This is a genomic window from Streptomyces sp. NPDC087901 (assembly GCF_044742205.1).
Lineage (GTDB): Bacteria > Actinomycetota > Actinomycetes > Streptomycetales > Streptomycetaceae > Streptomyces.
Map to the genome: position 1 here is coordinate 507,874 of NZ_JBIUUC010000003.1, position 17,646 is coordinate 525,519.

Annotated in this window: 11 protein-coding genes and 3 pseudogenes; 7 read left to right on the top strand and 7 right to left on the bottom strand. The window is 68.5% G+C overall.

All coding sequences use genetic code 11. The features are described 5' to 3' along the window. Nucleotides 1-520 precede the first annotated feature (520 nt). Nucleotides 521-2,191 carry an RNA ligase family protein gene (locus ACIOEW_RS11925; protein WP_401963451.1) on the top strand — a complete coding sequence of 557 codons (1,671 nt, stop codon included), beginning with the start codon at nucleotides 521-523 and terminating at the stop codon, nucleotides 2,189-2,191. Beyond that, nucleotides 2,191-4,410: an RNA repair domain-containing protein gene (locus ACIOEW_RS11930; protein ID WP_401963453.1), complete on the top strand. Its 2,220-nt coding sequence runs from the start codon at nucleotides 2,191-2,193 to the stop codon at nucleotides 4,408-4,410. Before ACIOEW_RS11925 ends, ACIOEW_RS11930 begins: the two co-directional genes overlap by 1 nt. A 4-nt stretch (nucleotides 4,411-4,414) precedes the next feature. On the opposite strand, the pseudogene ACIOEW_RS11935 reads toward ACIOEW_RS11930, so the two are convergent. After that, a pseudogene (locus ACIOEW_RS11935) lies at nucleotides 4,415-4,510 on the bottom strand (DUF397 domain-containing protein); the annotation flags it as partial. 58 nt (nucleotides 4,511-4,568) lie between these two features. On the opposite strand from ACIOEW_RS11935, the pseudogene ACIOEW_RS11940 reads away from it, so the two are divergent. The 4 genes and pseudogenes from ACIOEW_RS11940 to ACIOEW_RS11955 all read left to right on the top strand — a co-directional run. Further along, nucleotides 4,569-4,694, top strand: a pseudogene (locus tag ACIOEW_RS11940) (ATP-binding protein); the annotation flags it as partial. Nucleotides 4,695-4,993: 299 nt separating this feature from the next. Next, entirely contained in the window at nucleotides 4,994-6,025 is a 1,032-nt protein-coding gene (locus tag ACIOEW_RS11945; RefSeq protein ID WP_401963455.1) for a helix-turn-helix domain-containing protein, read from the top strand. Between the two features lie 29 nt (nucleotides 6,026-6,054). Further along, on the top strand, nucleotides 6,055-6,942 hold the full coding sequence (locus tag ACIOEW_RS11950; RefSeq protein ID WP_401963457.1) for a hypothetical protein: 888 nt from the start codon (nucleotides 6,055-6,057) through the stop codon (nucleotides 6,940-6,942). Nucleotides 6,943-7,126: 184 nt separating this feature from the next. Continuing rightward, nucleotides 7,127-7,486: pseudogene (locus ACIOEW_RS11955) on the top strand (hypothetical protein); the annotation flags it as partial. Between the two features lie 197 nt (nucleotides 7,487-7,683). Here ACIOEW_RS11955 and ACIOEW_RS11960 read toward each other — a convergent pair. Beyond that, nucleotides 7,684-8,124, bottom strand: a complete 441-nt coding sequence (locus ACIOEW_RS11960) for a hypothetical protein (protein WP_362549890.1) — start codon at nucleotides 8,122-8,124, stop codon at nucleotides 7,684-7,686. A 179-nt stretch (nucleotides 8,125-8,303) separates the two neighbouring features. On the opposite strand from ACIOEW_RS11960, the gene ACIOEW_RS11965 reads away from it, so the two are divergent. Beyond that, complete coding sequence (locus ACIOEW_RS11965) at nucleotides 8,304-8,771, top strand: GNAT family N-acetyltransferase (protein ID WP_401963459.1); 468 nt, start codon at nucleotides 8,304-8,306, stop codon at nucleotides 8,769-8,771. Between the two features lie 95 nt (nucleotides 8,772-8,866). Here the strand turns inward: ACIOEW_RS11965 and tuf are convergent, their stop codons facing one another. From tuf to ACIOEW_RS11990, 5 genes are all read right to left on the bottom strand, one after another. Beyond that, nucleotides 8,867-10,060: an elongation factor Tu gene (gene tuf, locus ACIOEW_RS11970; protein ID WP_362549896.1), complete on the bottom strand. Its 1,194-nt coding sequence runs from the start codon at nucleotides 10,058-10,060 to the stop codon at nucleotides 8,867-8,869. Between the two features lie 159 nt (nucleotides 10,061-10,219). Next, a complete protein-coding gene (gene fusA, locus ACIOEW_RS11975) occupies nucleotides 10,220-12,349 on the bottom strand; it encodes an elongation factor G (protein ID WP_362549899.1) in 2,130 nt (709 codons plus the stop codon). 38 nt (nucleotides 12,350-12,387) lie between these two features. Continuing rightward, nucleotides 12,388-12,858, bottom strand: coding sequence for a 30S ribosomal protein S7 (gene rpsG, locus ACIOEW_RS11980; protein ID WP_014154599.1), 471 nt, complete (start codon nucleotides 12,856-12,858; stop codon nucleotides 12,388-12,390). Nucleotides 12,859-12,860: 2 nt separating this feature from the next. Next, complete coding sequence (rpsL, locus tag ACIOEW_RS11985; RefSeq protein ID WP_003948652.1) at nucleotides 12,861-13,232, bottom strand: 30S ribosomal protein S12; 372 nt, start codon at nucleotides 13,230-13,232, stop codon at nucleotides 12,861-12,863. A gap of 436 nt (nucleotides 13,233-13,668) precedes the next feature. Next, a complete protein-coding gene (locus ACIOEW_RS11990; protein ID WP_362549902.1) occupies nucleotides 13,669-17,568 on the bottom strand; it encodes a DNA-directed RNA polymerase subunit beta' in 3,900 nt (1,299 codons plus the stop codon). Between the last annotated feature and the right edge of the window lie 78 nt (nucleotides 17,569-17,646).

Sequence of the window (17,646 nt, forward strand, 5' to 3'; positions counted from 1 at the left end):
CGCGCTGCCGGGGGTGGAACCCCACCGGGCGCCTGGCCGGTGCCACACATGCGCTTCCCGAAAGATTCCCGTACGTCCGGCCCTTACAGGGCCGACGAGTACTGTGGGACTCGCTTCCGGTCCTCCCGGCGGGAGGCGCGCAGCATTGACACTCAACCGAGCAACCTGGTCAGTGTGCCATACGGGGCACGAGCCTGGCCAATCGGGCGGAGGATCTTACCCCCCGCGGATGGATGGTCAAACGCAGGCACGCTCCGTAACGCACTCACCCCCGCCTCCGCCGCGATATTCGGTCGAGGCCCGCACGCCCCGGGCCCTACAGTGACCGGCCGGGACGGCTCAGGCCGACCGCCACACGGGGGTGGGAGAAGGAGCGGGGCTGCGTGCGTGCGGCTGCAGGGCGGAGGATCGAGGCAACGCGGAGCGTTGCTGATCGACGACAACGCCGCAGATGTGCGTGACCGGCCCCCGCGACGCCGCCCCCATGTGCCGGGCGGCCTCAATCACGGGGGCACAGAACATGCGTACGCACTATCCGCGGACCCCGCATCTGCCCTGGTCACCCGGGGCCACCTCGGACGACGTACGGATCGGCGACCTCGCCGCACTGACCGGCTCGCAGGTCGTCGTCACCGAGAAGCTGGACGGCGAGAACACCACGCTGTACGCGGACGGGCTGCACGCCCGCTCCCTCGACTCGGCGCACCACCCCTCCCGCGGCTGGGTCAAGGCGCTCCAGGCCCGCATCGGCCCCCGCATCCCGGCGGGGTGGCGGATCTGCGGCGAGAACATGTTCGCCCGCCACTCGATCCCGTACGAGGACCTGGCCGGCCACTTCTACGGCTTCTCCGTGTGGGACGGCGAGGTCTGCCTGGAATGGGACCGGACCGTGGACTTCCTGCGGGACCTGGGGATTCCGACGCCGGCGGTGCTGTGGCGCGGCGTGTTCGACGCCCGGGCCGAGAAGGCGCTGCGCGCGCTGAGGCCGGATACGGAACGCCAGGAGGGGTACGTCGTCCGCCCCGCTGAGGGCTTTCCGGCCGCGGCGTTCGGGCGGCGGGTGGCGAAGTGGGTACGGCCGGGCCACGTCACGACGGACACCCACTGGATGCACGCGGAGGTGGTGGAGAACGAGCTGGGTCCGGCCGCCGCCTTGTGGGCCGTGCGTTCGGGCGCCCCGGTGGACCCCGCGGCCCTCGCCGTCGCCGCGGGCACCGGTCCGGGCGACGCGGCCGCCGCTCTCGCGACGGGCGACGCCTTGGACGCCGTGGGCCGCAACGGCGACGACCGGCTGGCCGGCGTGCTCGCCGCTCTGCTGCACCGCACCCCACGGGCCGCACTCGCACCGGTGCTCACCGGACCGCTCGGGATGCCGCTCGCCCGCCGGACCGCGGACCTCGTCGGCCTGTACCCCGCGCTGCACCGCCCCTACCCGGACGACGATCGCCACGGCGGCCTGGCGCGGATGTCGCTCGCCGCCGACCTGACCGTCCTGCACGCGCTGGCCTCGGTGCTGGCGGACGGGCCCGAGGCCCGTGAGCAGGTGGACTGGTCGGCGCTGCACGCGGCGGACGTGGCGGAGCCGTCCGGACTGCCCGAGGCCTTCTCCGGCCTGGCCCCGGACACCGCCGCGCGCTGCCTGGCGCAGGCCCGCGAGGCGTACGCGCTGGGCCGCATCGCCACCGCGGAGGAGGCCGTCGCCGCGACCTGGCGGTGGCGGTCCGGGGACTTCCCCTCCCTGATCCACCTGGTCGGCCCCTCCGGCAGCGGGAAGAGCACCTTCGGCCGCGGTCTGCCGGGCATCGCCACGTACCTCTCGCTCGACGACCTGCGCGAGGCCCGCGGACCGCGCGCCGACCAGAGCGCCAACGCGGACGTCCTGCACGAGGGGCTGCGGCGCCTGGACGCCGCCCTCGTCCCCGGCGCCACCGTGGTCTGGGACGCCACCTCGCTCAACCCGCACCAGCGCTCCCTGGTGCGAGGCGTCGCCGAGCGCAGGAACGCCCTGGTCACCCATGCCGTGGCGTGGATCGGTGAGGACGAGCTGACCGCGCGCAACGCCCGGCGCAGCCACCCGGTGCCCCCGGAGGTCCTGGCCTCCCAGCTGCGCCGCTTCGTACCCCCGTATCCCGGCCGGGCCCACCGCACCTGGTACATCGGGACGAGCGGAACCGTGGAGGACAAGACCTGATGCGTACGAGCGAGGAGATCTACCACCGGGTCCGCTGGGACGCCCGGTTCGACCCTGCGCGCTTCGTCCTGGGCGTCGCCCAGCGAGGCCGGGACCCCAAGCGGGTGCCGCTGGAACGGTTCACCCCTGGCGGGGACGTCCCCTGGCACCGGGTGCTGTTCTTCGAGGCGGACGGCGAGGTGGTGTGGGACCGGTCCACGGGCACCGACCGGATCGACGCGACGGACGCGGGCCGGGTGCGGAGCCCGCGCCGCCTGCCGTCCCCTTACTTCACCTCCCGCGTCCCGCACGCCTTCTCCCTTTCTACTGGCACCTGGGAGCCGTCGCCCGCCCGGCCCCATGGCCCGTCCGGACCGCTGACGGTGCTCACCTGGAACACCCTCTGGGACCGGTACGACAGCGACCGCATCGACACCGCCCGGCGCCGCCCGCTGCTGCTCGACGCCCTGCGCGCGGCGGACGCGGACGTCATCGCGCTCCAGGAGGCGGAACCCGCGCTGCTCGCCCTGCTGCTGGACTGCGACTGGGTGCGCGAGGGGTACGTCCTCGCCACCGACCCGGCCGGCCGCGATGTACCGGACTGCGGACTCCTGCTGCTCAGCCGGCTGCCGGTGAGCGAGGCGGGCCTGCACGCGCTCGGCCCGCACAAGGCGGTGGCCGCGGCCGTCGTCGAGACGGCCGAGGGTCCGGTCACGGTGGCCGTGACCCACCTCAGCAGCGACCACTCCCCCGAGGGCGCCACCCGCCGCAACGCCGAACTGACTGACCTGGCAACGGGGTTGGCAGGCATCGAGGGTGAGCTACTGCTCGTCGGCGACTTCAACGACGGCGGCGACCACCCGCAGACCCGCCTGGCGATGACGGACGCCTGGACCGAGGTGCACGGCCCCGCCGATGCCACTCCCACCTTCGACCCGTCAGTGAACCCTCTCGCCGCCGTCTCCTCCCTCTCCGGCCGCGTCTCCCGACTGGACAGGGTCCTGCTGCGCACGGAACGGCTGCGTGCCCGGTCGGCGGCCCTGACCGGCGAGACGCCCGGCCCGGAGGGGCTGTACGTCTCCGATCACTACGGGGTACGGGTGGAGCTGGGCCCGCCCCCCGTACCGGCGGCGACCGAGGGAATCGCGGAACGGGTCGCCGCGGCCCTCCCCGCGACCGACACCCACTACCTCGCGGAACGGGTCGCCGCGGCTTTCCCCGGCGCCCGGGTCCACGTCGTCGGCTCCCGGCGCATGGGCTGCGCGGCACCCGGCGCGGACCTCGACCTGGTCGCGGCGCTGCCCGGCGCCCCCGATCCGGCAGCCGTACGACACCGGCTGGCCGCCGCGTTCCCGGAGGTTCGGGACCTGCGCGCGGTGGCGGGTGCCCGGGTGCCCGGCCTGCGCTGGCACGTCGACGGCCTCCGCGTCGACCTCGTCACCGTGGCGACCGCCCCCCTCTCCCCCGCCGAGGCGGTCGCCCGCCGCACCGAACTGGGCGAGGCGGCGGCGATCGCCCTCAGCGCGGTGAGCGACGCCGAAGCGGTGCTCGCGGCGGCGGAGCCGCACCGGGACGCCTTCGCCGCCCTCGCCCGGGACGTCAAGGCGTGGGCCGGGGCGAGGGGTCTCGACGCCGCGCCGTGCGGCGGCCTGCCGGGCCTCGCCTGGGCGGTCCTCGCCGCCCGTACCGCACACGAGGCGGGCGACCTGCCGCCGCTCGCACTGCTCCGGCACTTCTTCGCGACCTGGGCGGCGTGGGACTGGGGGGTGGCGGTGGGCGGGGCTGCGGCAACCGCGTCCCCCGTCACGGTGCTGACCCCGACCGCGCCGGTGCGCTCCTGCACCACGCAGGTCTCGGTCGCCGGCCGCGACCTGCTCGCCGCCGAGCTCTACCGCGCGTGGGAAATCCTGGAGTCCGCCGGGGCCGGGGACGACCCGCGCTCCTTGTTGTCCGCACCGCCACAGCTGCACGAGCAGCACATCGCCTGGGCCCTCGCGTCCGTTCGCCCCGGCCCTGACCAGGACCGACTGCGCGGCAGGCTCCTCGCCCTGACCACCGCCCTCGCCGACGCGGGCGCCCCCGACTGCCGCATCTGGCCGCGCCCGCTCACCGTCGGCGGCCGCACGGGGTACGCGATCGGGCTCGGCGCGACGCCGCCCGCCGCGCACCGGCTGGCGGAGATCGGGGCGGAGGTGCTGCGGGGCATCCGGGACGCGTCGCTGGCCCCGGTACGTATATAGGGAGTCAGCGCCGGGCCGCGTACGGGACGAAGCCCGCCCATGCGGCCTCACCGAAGGTGAGCTGCGGGCCGGGCAGGTTCTTCGAGTCGCGGACGTGTACCTAGTCGGGGGCTGTCGCGCCTGGGGCATAGCGCAGCTCGCAGCCCGCCACGGCGACCCCCGACCCGCTTGCGGAGAGCGGGCGCGGCCTGCTCATCGTCGAGGTACTCGCCGACCGCTGGGGCATCGTCCCGGGCCCGGTCCCACGCAAAACGGTGTGGGCGGAACTCGACCTCGTACGGTGACCGAATCCACCGGGTCGTGGACACCCACGACCTCCTGGTCCACGACCCGGTGAATCACGACGCGGCTGCCCGCGACGTCTAAAGGCCTCAAAGAACTCAGGGAAATAACCCGACCAAACCCAACCCGACCCCTGTCCTGACCTGCGTCACTCGCGCGGGTGACAAATGGCAACTGGGCTGGATTTGAGGCGGGTTGGTCGGCATATGCTCGCCGCGACAACCACAGACACGAGACGGCCCCGGCCGGGACTGTAATCCCGACCGAGGCCTGACCACGAGGAAGACGAGACCCCTTCCCGATGGATACGCAGCAGGTTATCGCGCCCCCGTGCGCCCAGCCCGGCTTCCCCGGCACCCGGCCCGACGTCACGCCGACATCCGGCGTCATCCACGTCAACGTCCGCCACATCTCCGGCTTCACGGTGATCGGCAACCACCTCGCCCAGAACCACGGCCTCTCCCTCATCGCGATCGGGCTCGCCGTCCACATCCAGTCGCTGCCCGCCGGGGCGAAAGTCGGCATCAAGGTCCTCACCGCCCGCTTCCCGGAAAGCGAAGCCCGCATCGCCGACGCCCTGCGCGAACTGGAAGCCACCGGTTACCTCCAGCGCAGCCGCGCACGCCTCCCCGACGGTCGCGTCATCACCCGCACCATCTCGTACAACCGGCCTGGAGCGGAAGCACCGCCGCTCACCCAGGCACTGCAGCGACAGCCACGACCGCGGACGCGGCCCACCGAACACGTGGAAGCGATCCGGGCACCCAGCACCCCCGAACCAGCCCCACAATCCGCCCGCATCACTCCCGACTCCCCGCCGCCACCGGCGCCCGCCCCGGCCCCCACACCCGTGGGCGTCGCCCCCGGCCCCGTGCGCGTACCGGCACCTACCGCCCCCAGGACACCGGCCCCGCCGCTCCCCCAGCCCCGGGTGCCCTCTGCGGAACTGACTCAGTCGGCTACGGCCCTCCTCGCCGATCTCCGCCGCCACGCACCCCAACTCAGCCTCGCCGAGGACGACATCGCCGCCCTCGCCGCCGGTGTCGCTGCCTGGCTCGAACGCGACACCCACCCCGACACGATCCGCCACGCCCTCACCGGAGACCTCCCCACGCCCGTCAAACACCCGGCGCGCTTCCTCCGCCACCGCATCACCACCCTCCTGCCGCCCCCGCTCCCCGGCATGCAGGACCTCGCCCCGCCACCCCGCCGCAAGATCGTCGTCATCCCGCTCCAGAACTGCGACACCTGCGACCGCGCCTTCCGCGCCACCGACCCAGGACACTGCCGCGACTGCCGCACCGAACACACCGGCGCGCACACAGCCGCCTGACTGCCACCCTCGTCCCGAAACGGAACCGCATGGTCAGCCCACCGCACGAGGCGATGCACCGCATCTTCCAGGATTACCCGGGCCTCTTCTCCCGCGTCTCCGAGATCCTCGGCGTCAACATCCCACCGCCCACATCGGCCACGGCCCTACCCACCGACCTCACCGAGAACAGCCCCGTCGAACGCCGCGTCGACACCCTCCTGCGCATCGAAACCGAGAACGACGGACCCTTCCTGCTCGCCATTGAGGCCCAGGGCAAGAAGGACCCACGCAAGACCACCAGCTGGCCCTACTACGTCAGCTATCTCCACAACAAGTACAGCGCCCTGCCCGTCCTCCTCCTGGTCATCTGCCAGGACCTCGCCACCGCCCAATGGGCCGCCCGGCCCATCACCATCGGCCTCGGCCAGTGGCAGACGCTCACCCTCAGCCCACTTGTCGCCGGTCCGCACAACATGCCCGTCATCACCAACGTCGCCGAAGCCCGCAAAGACCTCGCACTCGCCACCCTCGCCGCCATCACACACGCCGACAATCCAGACGTCGGTGCCATACTGAAAACGCTGTCCGCCGCGCTTCGGGACACACCGGAGAACATCACCGACCCGATCGTGGAACTCACCGCACAGGGCCTGGGCAACCGTCCGGCCGCACAACAGTGGAGGAACCTGGTGGCCGTGGACACCTCTTTCTACAAGTCCTTCATGTCCGAGGAAATCCGCGACGAAGGCCGGGCCCAGGGCAGGGCCGAAGGCCACGCCGACAGCCTTCTCCTGCTGCTCGACGTACGCGGTATCGCCCTCACCGACGAGACCCGCGAGCAGATCAGCACCTGCCAGGACCCCCAGCTCCTGCGCCACTGGCTCCAGCGCGCCGCCACCGCCACCACCACCGAAGAAGTCTTCGGAGAGCAGTAGCCCGTCAGCCGGAATGGCCGACTGGGGCGTTGGACCTGTCGACAGGCTCATGGCAGACGTCTCGGGCCTCCCGCATGCCCGGGCCACGCCCCACCTCGGTCGTCGTCCTTCATGCCGCAGAAAACATGTTGGCCGGCTGCCCCCGAGGTGCGACGATGCGGCTGTTCCCGCACGCGGAGGGCCATTGTTCGCTTTCGTCTGTTCGAGGTGCGGCGCCGAGCTGACCGGTCCGCTGTCGCACGTCTCTCTTCCGGTGCACACCCATCAGATCTACGGCAACGGCGCCCAGATGCCCGTACTCATGGAAGCGGGAACGTTCGCCGTCGACCCGGAGCCCTCAGGACAGCCTTGGCGACTGTGGGACGAGGTCGACCCGGTGGAGGCCGCGGCCCGCGGCGTCTACGCACCACTCTTCTCCCTGTCCGACGGCGCTCCCCGGGCGATCGTGATCGCACCCGGAGATATCCGCGGTACCCGGCTGACTCCCGAGAACGGCAGCGGCGCCTGCTGCGGCCTCGACGGGCGCGAGGGCCCCAACATGGCCTGAAACCTTCCGGCGTCCATCACGGCCTGTTGCATCGCTGGCCGGCATGACGAAACGGTCCCCACCGCCCGAAGGCGATGGGGACCGAGCTCACGCTCACTGGGTGCCGTCACGGAGACGGTCCGACCGCGACAGGTGGTGTGTTCACCTCACGGATCAGACTGCTCTCAGTCGGACCGCAGGACCATTGGCCATCGTCAGGCCTGGACCGAGTACAGCCCCGAGCACTTGCTGTATGAGCTGTTCTTGACGCATACCTTCAATTGGAAGAAGGCGCCCTCTGGAAGGTTTCCGGTCTGCTGCACGGTGTAGGGCGAGGCGTGCCCCTGGGTCGTCACCCTACGGAGCGGCTCGACCCAGTCCATCTGGAGCTCGGCGTAGATTCCGTAACCGTCCGCCAGTTGGTCGGTGGCCCAGAGGGTGTCCCCGTTGGCCTGCCACTGCCCCTCGCCGGCGTACTTGCCGCCTACGTAAGCCTCGATGTCGCGGCTCTTGCCGTCTTCCCAGTTCCCGTTGACCTTGAGGGTGACGGTCGGCGCTGCACTCGCGGAACCCGCGCCGAGCGTGATCGCACTTCCAGCCAGGATCGCCGTCGCCGTGAACAGCGCTGCAACCCTGTTTCGTACCGTGCTTCGCATGAATCCCCCTCATGACTGCATGGCAAAGTGCCATGTACACGCAATACCCTATCGACATGCCACATCACGCGCCAACTCAGGCTCCGCACTGGACCGTTGGTCGATGCACCCGGCCCACGACCCGTGCGCTCAGGCCTCGCCGGACCTGAACCGGATCCTGGCTCTGACAGACTCCCGCCATGCCTGTACGTACCGCTCAGGGCTGGGCCCTGCGCCCCGCCACCCCCGAGGACCTAGAAGCCATGGTCGAGCTGCGGGCCGTCGTCATGCGCCCGGATCTGGTCCGCCTCGGCCGCTTCGACGAGCACCGGGTGCGCCGCCGGCTGCGCGACTCCTACCTGCCCCAGTACACCTCGGTGATCACCGTCGACGGCAACTTCGCGGGCAGCGTCACCCTCCGCCCCCACGAGGACGGGCACTGCCTGGAGAACTTCCTCCTCGACGCACAGCTCCAGGGGCAGGGCATCGGCTCGGCCGTCCTGAGCACCCTGCTGGCCCGTACGGACGCCGAAGGGGTGCCGGTCCGCCTCAACGTGCTCCAGGGCAGCGCGGCCCGGCGGCTGTACGAGCGGTACGGGTTCACGCTGGAGCACGAGGACCCGGTCGACGTCTTCATGGTGCGCCGGCCGCCCGCCCTCACCGCCTGAGACAAGAAGAAGGGCCCCGTCCCACCGCTTGCGCGGCGGGACGGGGCCCTTCTCGGTGCTCTTGTGCGGAGCTACCAGGTCAGACGCTCAAGTAATTACTTGAGGATCTTGGTGACCTGGCCGGCGCCCACGGTCCGGCCACCCTCACGGATGGCGAACTTCAGGCCCTCTTCCATGGCGACCGGCTGGATCAGCGCGACGTTCATGAGGGTGTTGTCACCCGGCATGACCATCTCGGTGCCCTCGGGAAGGGTCACAACGCCCGTTACGTCCGTGGTACGGAAGTAGAACTGCGGGCGGTAGTTGTTGAAGAAGGGGGTGTGACGGCCACCCTCGTCCTTCGACAGGATGTAGGACTGCGCCTCGAACTCGGTGTGCGGCGTGACCGAACCCGGCTTGATGATGACCTGGCCGCGCTCGACGTCCTCGCGCTTGATGCCACGAAGAAGCAGACCGACGTTCTCACCGGCCTGGCCCTCGTCGAGCAGCTTGCGGAACATCTCGATGCCGGTGACCGTGGTGGTGGTCTTCTCGGTCTTGATACCGACGATGTCGACGGTCTCGTTGACCTTGAGGACACCACGCTCGATACGACCGGTGACGACGGTGCCACGACCGGTGATCGTGAAGACGTCCTCGATCGGCATCAGGAACGGCTTCTCGACGTCACGCTCGGGCTGCGGGATCGACTCGTCGACGGCCTTCATCAGGTCGAGGACGGTCTGGCCCCACTCCTTGTCACCCTCAAGAGCCTTGAGCGCCGAGACCTTGACGACCGGAAGGTCGTCGCCCGGGAACTCGTACTCGGAGAGGAGCTCACGAACCTCGAGCTCGACGAGCTCCAGGATCTCCTCGTCGTCCACCATGTCGGCCTTGTTCAGGGCGACGACGATGTACGGAACGCCGACCTGGCGGGCCAGGAGCACGTGCTCCTTGGTCTGCGGCATCGGGCCGTCGGTCGCGGCGACAACGAGGATGGCGCCGTCCATCTGCGCCGCACCCGTGATCATGTTCTTGATGTAGTCGGCGTGCCCGGGGCAGTCGACGTGCGCGTAGTGACGCGACTCCGTCTGGTACTCGACGTGCGCGATCGAGATGGTGATACCGCGCTGGCGCTCTTCGGGAGCCTTGTCGATCTGGTCGAAGGCCGAGGCCTCGTTCAGGTCCGGGAACGCGTCGTGCAGCACCTTGGTAATGGCGGCCGTAAGGGTCGTCTTACCGTGGTCAATGTGACCGATGGTGCCGATGTTGACGTGCGGCTTAGTCCGCTCGAACTTTGCCTTCGCCACTGGGTCCTCCTGCGGAGTGGTTCTGTACGCCTTGCTTCATCGGCGCCAGGTGATCTTTGCTGGGATGCCGGGGCCGGGGGCATTCGACGCATTGCATGCGCGCCGCGTCAAATGCCCCACCAGGCTCCGGTGATAAGCCTAAAGCGTCAACTCGGGGAGTTACTCGCCCTTGGCCTTCGCGATGATCTCCTCGGCGACGTTCCGCGGAACCTCGGCGTAGGAGTCGAACTGCATCGAGTAGCTTGCGCGACCCGAGGTCTTGCTGCGGAGGTCTCCGACGTAGCCGAACATCTCCGAGAGGGGCACGAGGCCCTTCACGACGCGAGCGCCGCTGCGCTCCTCCATGGCCTGGATCTGGCCACGGCGGGAGTTGAGGTCGCCGATGACATCACCCATGTAGTCCTCGGGCGTGGTGACCTCGACGGCCATCATCGGCTCAAGGAGCACGGGGGACGCCCTGCGGGCACCCTCCTTGAACGCCTGCGAACCGGCGATCTTGAAGGCGAGCTCCGAGGAGTCGACCTCGTGGTAACCGCCGTCGAGAAGGGTGATGCGAACACCGACCATCTCGTACCCGGCCAGGATGCCGAACTTCATGGCTTCCTGCGCGCCCGCGTCCACCGAGGGAATGTACTCACGGGGGATGCGGCCACCGGTGACCTTGTTGACGAACTCGTAAGACGCGTCGCCACCCTCGATGGGCTCCATCGAGATCTGCACCTTGGCGAACTGGCCGGTTCCACCAGTCTGCTTCTTGTGCACATAGTCGATGCGATCGACGGTCTTGCGGATCGTCTCGCGGTACGCCACCTGGGGCTTGCCGACGTTCGCCTCGACGCGGAACTCGCGCTTCATGCGGTCGACGAGCACCTCGAGGTGAAGCTCGCCCATACCACCGATGATGGTCTGGCCGGTCTCCTCGTCGGAGTGCACCTGGAAGGACGGGTCCTCCTCGGAGAGGCGCTGGATGGCTACACCCAGCTTCTCCTGGTCACCCTTGGACTTGGGCTCGATGGCGACCTGAATGACCGGCGCCGGGAAGTCCATGGACTCCAGGATGACCGGGTTCTTGTCGTCACACAGCGTCTCACCGGTGGTGGTCTGCTTCAGGCCCATGACGGCGACGATGTCGCCCGCGCCCACCGAGGGGATCTCCTCACGCTTGTTCGCGTGCATACGGTAGATCTTCCCGATGCGCTCCTTCTTGCCCTTGACCGAGTTCAGCACCGCGGTGCCGGCCTCGAGGCGACCGGAGTAGATCCGGACGAAGGTGAGCTTGCCGAGGTGCGGGTCGCTCGCGATCTTGAACGCCAGGCCGGAGAACGGCTCGTCGTCCGAGGGCTTCCGCTCGATGACCTTCTCCGGGTCCTTGACGTCGTGGCCTTCGATGGCCTCGACGTCCAGGGGGGAAGGCAGGTAGCGGACGACCGCGTCGAGCAGGGGCTGAACGCCCTTGTTCTTGAACGCGGTGCCACAGAACACCGGGGTGACGGTGACCGAGTCGGCGGTGCCCTTCGATGCGAGGGTGATCCGACGGATCGCCTCGTACAGCTGGTCCTGGGTGGGCTCGACGCCCTCCAGGTACAGCTCCATCATCGCGTCGTCGTTCTCCGAGACGGCCTCAAGGAGCTTGCCGCGCCATTCTTCGGCGGCCTCCTGGAGGTTGTCCGGGATCTCGATGACGTTGTACATCTCGCCCTTGGCGGCCTCTTCGGGGTACACGAAGGCCTTCATCGTCACGAGGTCGACGACACCCGTGAAGTCGGCCTCGGCGCCGATGGGGAGCTGCATGACGATCGGGACGGCGCCAAGGCGCTGGACGATCATGTCGACACAACGGAAGAAGTCGGCACCGGTGCGGTCGAGCTTGTTGACGAAGCAGATACGCGGCACGCCGTAGCGGTCCGCCTGACGCCACACGGTCTCGGACTGCGGCTCGACGCCGGCCACACCGTCGAACACGGTGACGGCACCGTCGAGGACGCGGAGCGAACGCTCCACCTCGACGGTGAAGTCGACGTGACCCGGGGTGTCGATGATGTTGATGGTGTGGTCAACATCGTTGAGCGGCCAGTGACAGGTCGTCGCGGCGGACGTGATCGTGATGCCGCGCTCCTGCTCCTGCTCCATCCAGTCCATCGTGGCAGCGCCGTCGTGGACTTCACCGATCTTGTACGAGACGCCGGTGTAGAACAGGATCCGCTCAGTGGTGGTCGTCTTGCCCGCGTCGATGTGGGCCATGATCCCAATGTTGCGGACCTTGGCCAGGTCAAGCGAAGTGGTGGCCATAAGGCTCAATCTTCTCTCGGTCTCGATGGGGTAAGCGACTACCAGCGGTAGTGCGCGAAGGCCTTGTTCGACTCGGCCATCTTGTGGGTGTCCTCGCGCTTCTTGACGGCAGCGCCAAGACCGTTGGAGGCGTCGAGCAGCTCGTTCATGAGGCGCTCGGTCATGGTCTTCTCGCGACGGGCGCGGGAGTAACCCACGATCCAGCGCAGCGAGAGGGTGGCGGCACGACCGGGCTTGACCTCGATCGGCACCTGGTAGGTGGCGCCACCGACACGGCGGGACTTGACCTCGAGCGAGGGCTTGACGTTCTCAAGCGCGCGCTTCAGCGTGATGACCGGGTCAGCGCCGGTCTTCTCGCGGAGGCCTTCCATGGCGCCGTACACGATCCGCTCGGCGGTGGAACGCTTGCCGTCGAGCAGGATCTTGTTGATCAGCGAGGTGACAAGAGGAGAGCTGTAGACCGGGTCAATGATGACCGGGCGCTTCGGGGCGGGGCCCTTACGAGGCATTCTTACTTCTCCTTCTTGGCGCCGTAGCGGCTGCGGGCCTGCTTGCGGTTCTTGACACCCTGGGTGTCGAGCGAGCCGCGGATGATCTTGTAACGAACACCCGGCAGGTCCTTCACACGGCCACCACGCACGAGCACGATCGAGTGCTCCTGCAGGTTGTGTCCCTCGCCCGGAATGTAGGCCGTGACCTCGATGCCGGAGGTCAGACGCACACGCGCGACCTTCCGGAGCGCGGAGTTCGGCTTCTTCGGGGTGGTCGTGAAGACACGCGTGCAGACGCCGCGACGCTGGGGCGAACCCTCGAGCGCGGGCGTCTTGTTCTTCTCGACCTTGTCCTGCCGGCCCTTCCGGACCAGCTGCTGAATCGTAGGCACTACTTCTCCGGTTTCTGTGTGCCGTCGGTGAAACTAACCTGGAACATCCCCGACCCACGCGGTCGGGTGTGTCGAATACTGCGGGCCACTCCCCTGGAGCAGTGGAAGCACAGATTGCGATGGCCAAAGACGGGCTCGCCGTGCGGTTGAGGACACGCACACGAACCCAGGCACACCCCAGGCACAAGGTCTGAGCGTACCTACCTCATGGACTCCGGTCAAAACAAATGCTGTCCGCCAGGACACGCCGGGACGGTGCCCGGCTTGCTGCCTGACCCATGCGGGATGCCGCAGGGCCCCTCACGGGCCTCTCAGCGCCCTTCAAGGGCTCCACCCACCGTACGCCCCACTCCGACGGAGTGACGCATCGCACGCCGGAGGGCGGCCACCCCGTGCATACGGGATGACCGCCCTCCGGTCGAATCAAGCGACTCGCTTACTGGTTGTACGGACCGTAGTCGTAGTCCTCCAGCGGAACGGCCTGGCCGGAGCCCGTGCCGAACGGCGAGTAGTCGATGTCGTCGTAGCCGACGGCCGAGTACATCGCGGCCTTGGCCTCTTCGGTCGGCTCGACCCGGATGTTGCGGTAGCGGGACAGACCCGTACCGGCCGGGATGAGCTTACCGATGATGACGTTCTCCTTGAGGCCGATCAGGGAGTCGGACTTGGCGTTGATCGCCGCGTCCGTCAGAACCCTGGTCGTCTCCTGGAAGGAAGCCGCGGACAGCCACGACTCCGTCGCCAGCGAGGCCTTGGTGATACCCATCAGCTGCGGCCGGCCGGAGGCGGGGTGACCGCTCTCCTGGACCACACGACGGTTCTCGGTCTCGAACTTCGAACGCTCGACGAGCTCGCCCGGCAGCAGTTCCGCGTCGCCGGACTCGATGATCGTCACACGGCGGAGCATCTGCCGGATGATGATCTCGATGTGCTTGTCGTGGATCGACACACCCTGCGAGTTGTAGACCTTCTGGACTTCGCCGACCAGGTGGACCTGGACCGCACGCTGACCGAGGATCCGCAGCACGTCGTGCGGGTTGGTGGCACCCACGGTGAGCTTCTGGCCCACCTCGACGCGGTCGCCCTCGCCCACCAGCAGACGGGCGCGCTTGGAGATCGGGAAGGGGATCTCCTCGCTGCCGTCGTCCGGCGTGACCACGAGCTTCTTGGTCTTCTCGGTCTCCTCGATCCGGACCCGGCCTGCGGACTCCGAGATCGGGGCGACACCCTTCGGCGTACGGGCTTCGAAGAGCTCGACGACTCGGGGCAGACCCTGGGTGATGTCGTCACCGGCCACACCACCGGTGTGGAAGGTACGCATCGTCAGCTGGGTACCGGGCTCACCGATGGACTGGGCGGCGATGATGCCGACCGCCTCACCGATGTCGACCAGCTTGCCGGTGGCGAGCGAGCGTCCGTAGCAGAAGGCACAGGTGCCGACCGCGGACTCACAGGTCAGGACCGAGCGGGTCTTGACCTCCTCGACGCCGGCGCCCACCAGGGCGTCGATCAGGACGTCACCGAGGTCGACGTTGGCAGGCGCGATGACCTTGCCGTCGATGACGACGTCCTCGGCGAGCATGCGGGCGTACACCGAGGTCTCGACGTCGTCCGTCTTGCGGAGCACGCCGTCGGCACCCTTGACCGCGATCTTCAGCTTGAGGCCACGGTCGGTGCCGCAGTCCTCCTCGCGAATGATCACGTCCTGCGAGACATCCACCAGACGACGGGTCAGGTAACCCGAGTCGGCGGTACGCAGGGCGGTGTCCGCCAGACCCTTACGGGCACCGTGCGTGGAGATGAAGTACTCCAGAACGGTGAGGCCCTCACGGAAGGACGCCTTGATGGGACGAGGAATCGTCTCGTTCTTGGCGTTGGACACCAGACCACGCATACCGGCGATCTGACGCATCTGCATCATGTTTCCTCGGGCACCCGAGTCAACCATCATGAAGATGGGGTTCGTCTTGGGGAAGTTCGCGTTCATCGCCTCGGCAACCTCGTGGGTCGCCTTGGTCCAGATCGCGATGAGCTCCTGCGTGCGCTCGTCCTTGGTGATCAGACCGCGCTCGTACTGCTTCTGGACCTTCTCGTCCTGGTCCTCGTAGCCCTTGACGATGGCCTTCTTGGCCTCGGGCACGACGATGTCGGAGACGGCCACGGTGACGCCGGAACGGGTCGCCCAGTGGAAGCCCGCCGCCTTCAGGTTGTCGAGCGTCGCCGCCACGATGACCTTGGGGTAGCGCTCGGCGAGGTCGTTGACGATCTCGGAGAGCTGCTTCTTGCCGACCGAGTAGTCGACGAACGGGTAGTCCTCGGGCAGCAGCTCGTTGAAGAGCGCGCGGCCCAGGCTCGTCCGCAGCCGGAAGGTGTCACCCGGCTGGTACTCGGGCTCGCCCTCCTCGGCGACCGGCGGCACCCAGCCACGCGGCGGGATGGTGCCCACCGGGAAGCGGATGTCGACGGACGACTGGAGCGCCAGCTCGCCGGCGTCGAACGCCATGATCGCCTCGGCCGTGGAGCCGAACGCGCGGCCCTCGCCCTTGGTGTCACGGAGCTCGCCGTCGGTGGTCAGGAAGAACAGACCCAGCACCATGTCCTGCGTAGGCATGGTGACGGGACGACCGTCGGCCGGCTTCAGGATGTTGTTCGAGGACAGCATCAGGATGCGGGCCTCGGCCTGCGCCTCCGCGGAGAGCGGCAGGTGCACGGCCATCTGGTCACCGTCGAAGTCCGCGTTGAACGCGGTGCAGACGAGCGGGTGGATCTGGATGGCCTTGCCCTCGACCAGCTGGGGCTCGAAGGCCTGGATGCCGAGGCGGTGCAGGGTCGGTGCACGGTTCAGCAGCACCGGGTGCTCGGCGATGACCTCTTCGAGGACGTCGTACACCACGGTGCGGCCGCGCTCGACCATGCGCTTGGCCGACTTGATGTTCTGCGCGTGGTTCAGGTCCACCAGGCGCTTCATCACGAACGGCTTGAAGAGCTCCAGCGCCATGGCCTTCGGCAGACCGCACTGGTGCAGCTTCAGCTGCGGGCCGACGACGATCACGGAACGCGCGGAGTAGTCCACACGCTTACCGAGAAGGTTCTGACGGAATCGACCCTGCTTGCCCTTCAGCATGTCGCTGAGGGACTTGAGCGGGCGGTTACCGGGACCGGTGACCGGGCGACCGCGGCGGCCGTTGTCGAACAGCGCGTCGACGGCCTCCTGCAGCATCCGCTTCTCGTTGTTCACGATGATCTCGGGGGCACCGAGGTCAAGGAGACGCTTGAGGCGGTTGTTGCGGTTGATCACACGGCGGTACAGGTCGTTCAGGTCGGAGGTCGCGAAGCGGCCACCGTCCAGCTGCACCATCGGACGCAGGTCCGGCGGGATGACCGGCACGCAGTCGAGCACCATGCCCTTGGGCTTGTTGCTGGTCTGCAGGAACGCGGAGACGACCTTGAGGCGCTTGAGCGCACGGGTCTTCTTCTGGCCCTTGCCGGTACGGATGATCTCGCGGAGGCGCTCGGCCTCCTCGTCGAGGTCGAACGACTCCAGGCGCTTCTGCAGGGCGGCAGCGCCCATGCAGCCGTCGAAGTACGTGCCGAAGCGGTCACGCAGCTCGCGGTAGAGCAGCTCGTCGCCCTCGAGGTCCTGGACCTTGAGGTTCTTGAAGCGGCTCCACACCTCGTCGAGGCGGTCGATCTCGCGCTGCGCACGGTCGCGCAGCTGCTTCATCTCACGCTCGGCACCTTCGCGCACCTTGCGGCGCACGTCGGCCTTGGCGCCCTCGGCCTCGAGCTCGCCGAGGTCGGTCTCGAGCTTCTTGGCACGGTTCTCGAGGTCCGAGTCGCGACGGTTCTCGACCTGCTGGCGCTCGACGGAGACGTGAGCCTCCAGCGACGGGAGGTCGCGGGTGCGGCGCTCCTCGTCGACGAACGTGATCATGTACGCGGCGAAGTAGATGACCTTCTCGAGGTCCTTCGGCGCGAGGTCCAGCAGGTAGCCCAGGCGCGACGGGACGCCCTTGAAGTACCAGATGTGGGTGACGGGAGCGGCAAGCTCGATGTGGCCCATGCGCTCACGGCGCACCTTGGCGCGAGTGACCTCGACGCCACAGCGCTCACAGATGATGCCCTTGAAGCGGACACGCTTGTACTTGCCGCAGTAGCACTCCCAGTCCCGGGTCGGACCGAAGATCTTCTCGCAGAAGAGTCCGTCCTTCTCGGGCTTGAGCGTGCGGTAGTTGATGGTCTCCGGCTTCTTCACTTCGCCGTGGGACCAGGTCCGGATGTCGTCCGCGGTGGCAAGGCCGATCCGCAGCTCGTCGAAGAAGTTGACGTCGAGCACTTGTCGTCAATCCCTCTTTCGGGGGTTCGAGCCCCCTCGCGTCACGCGAGAAATCGGGGCACTTCAGCAATGGTCTGA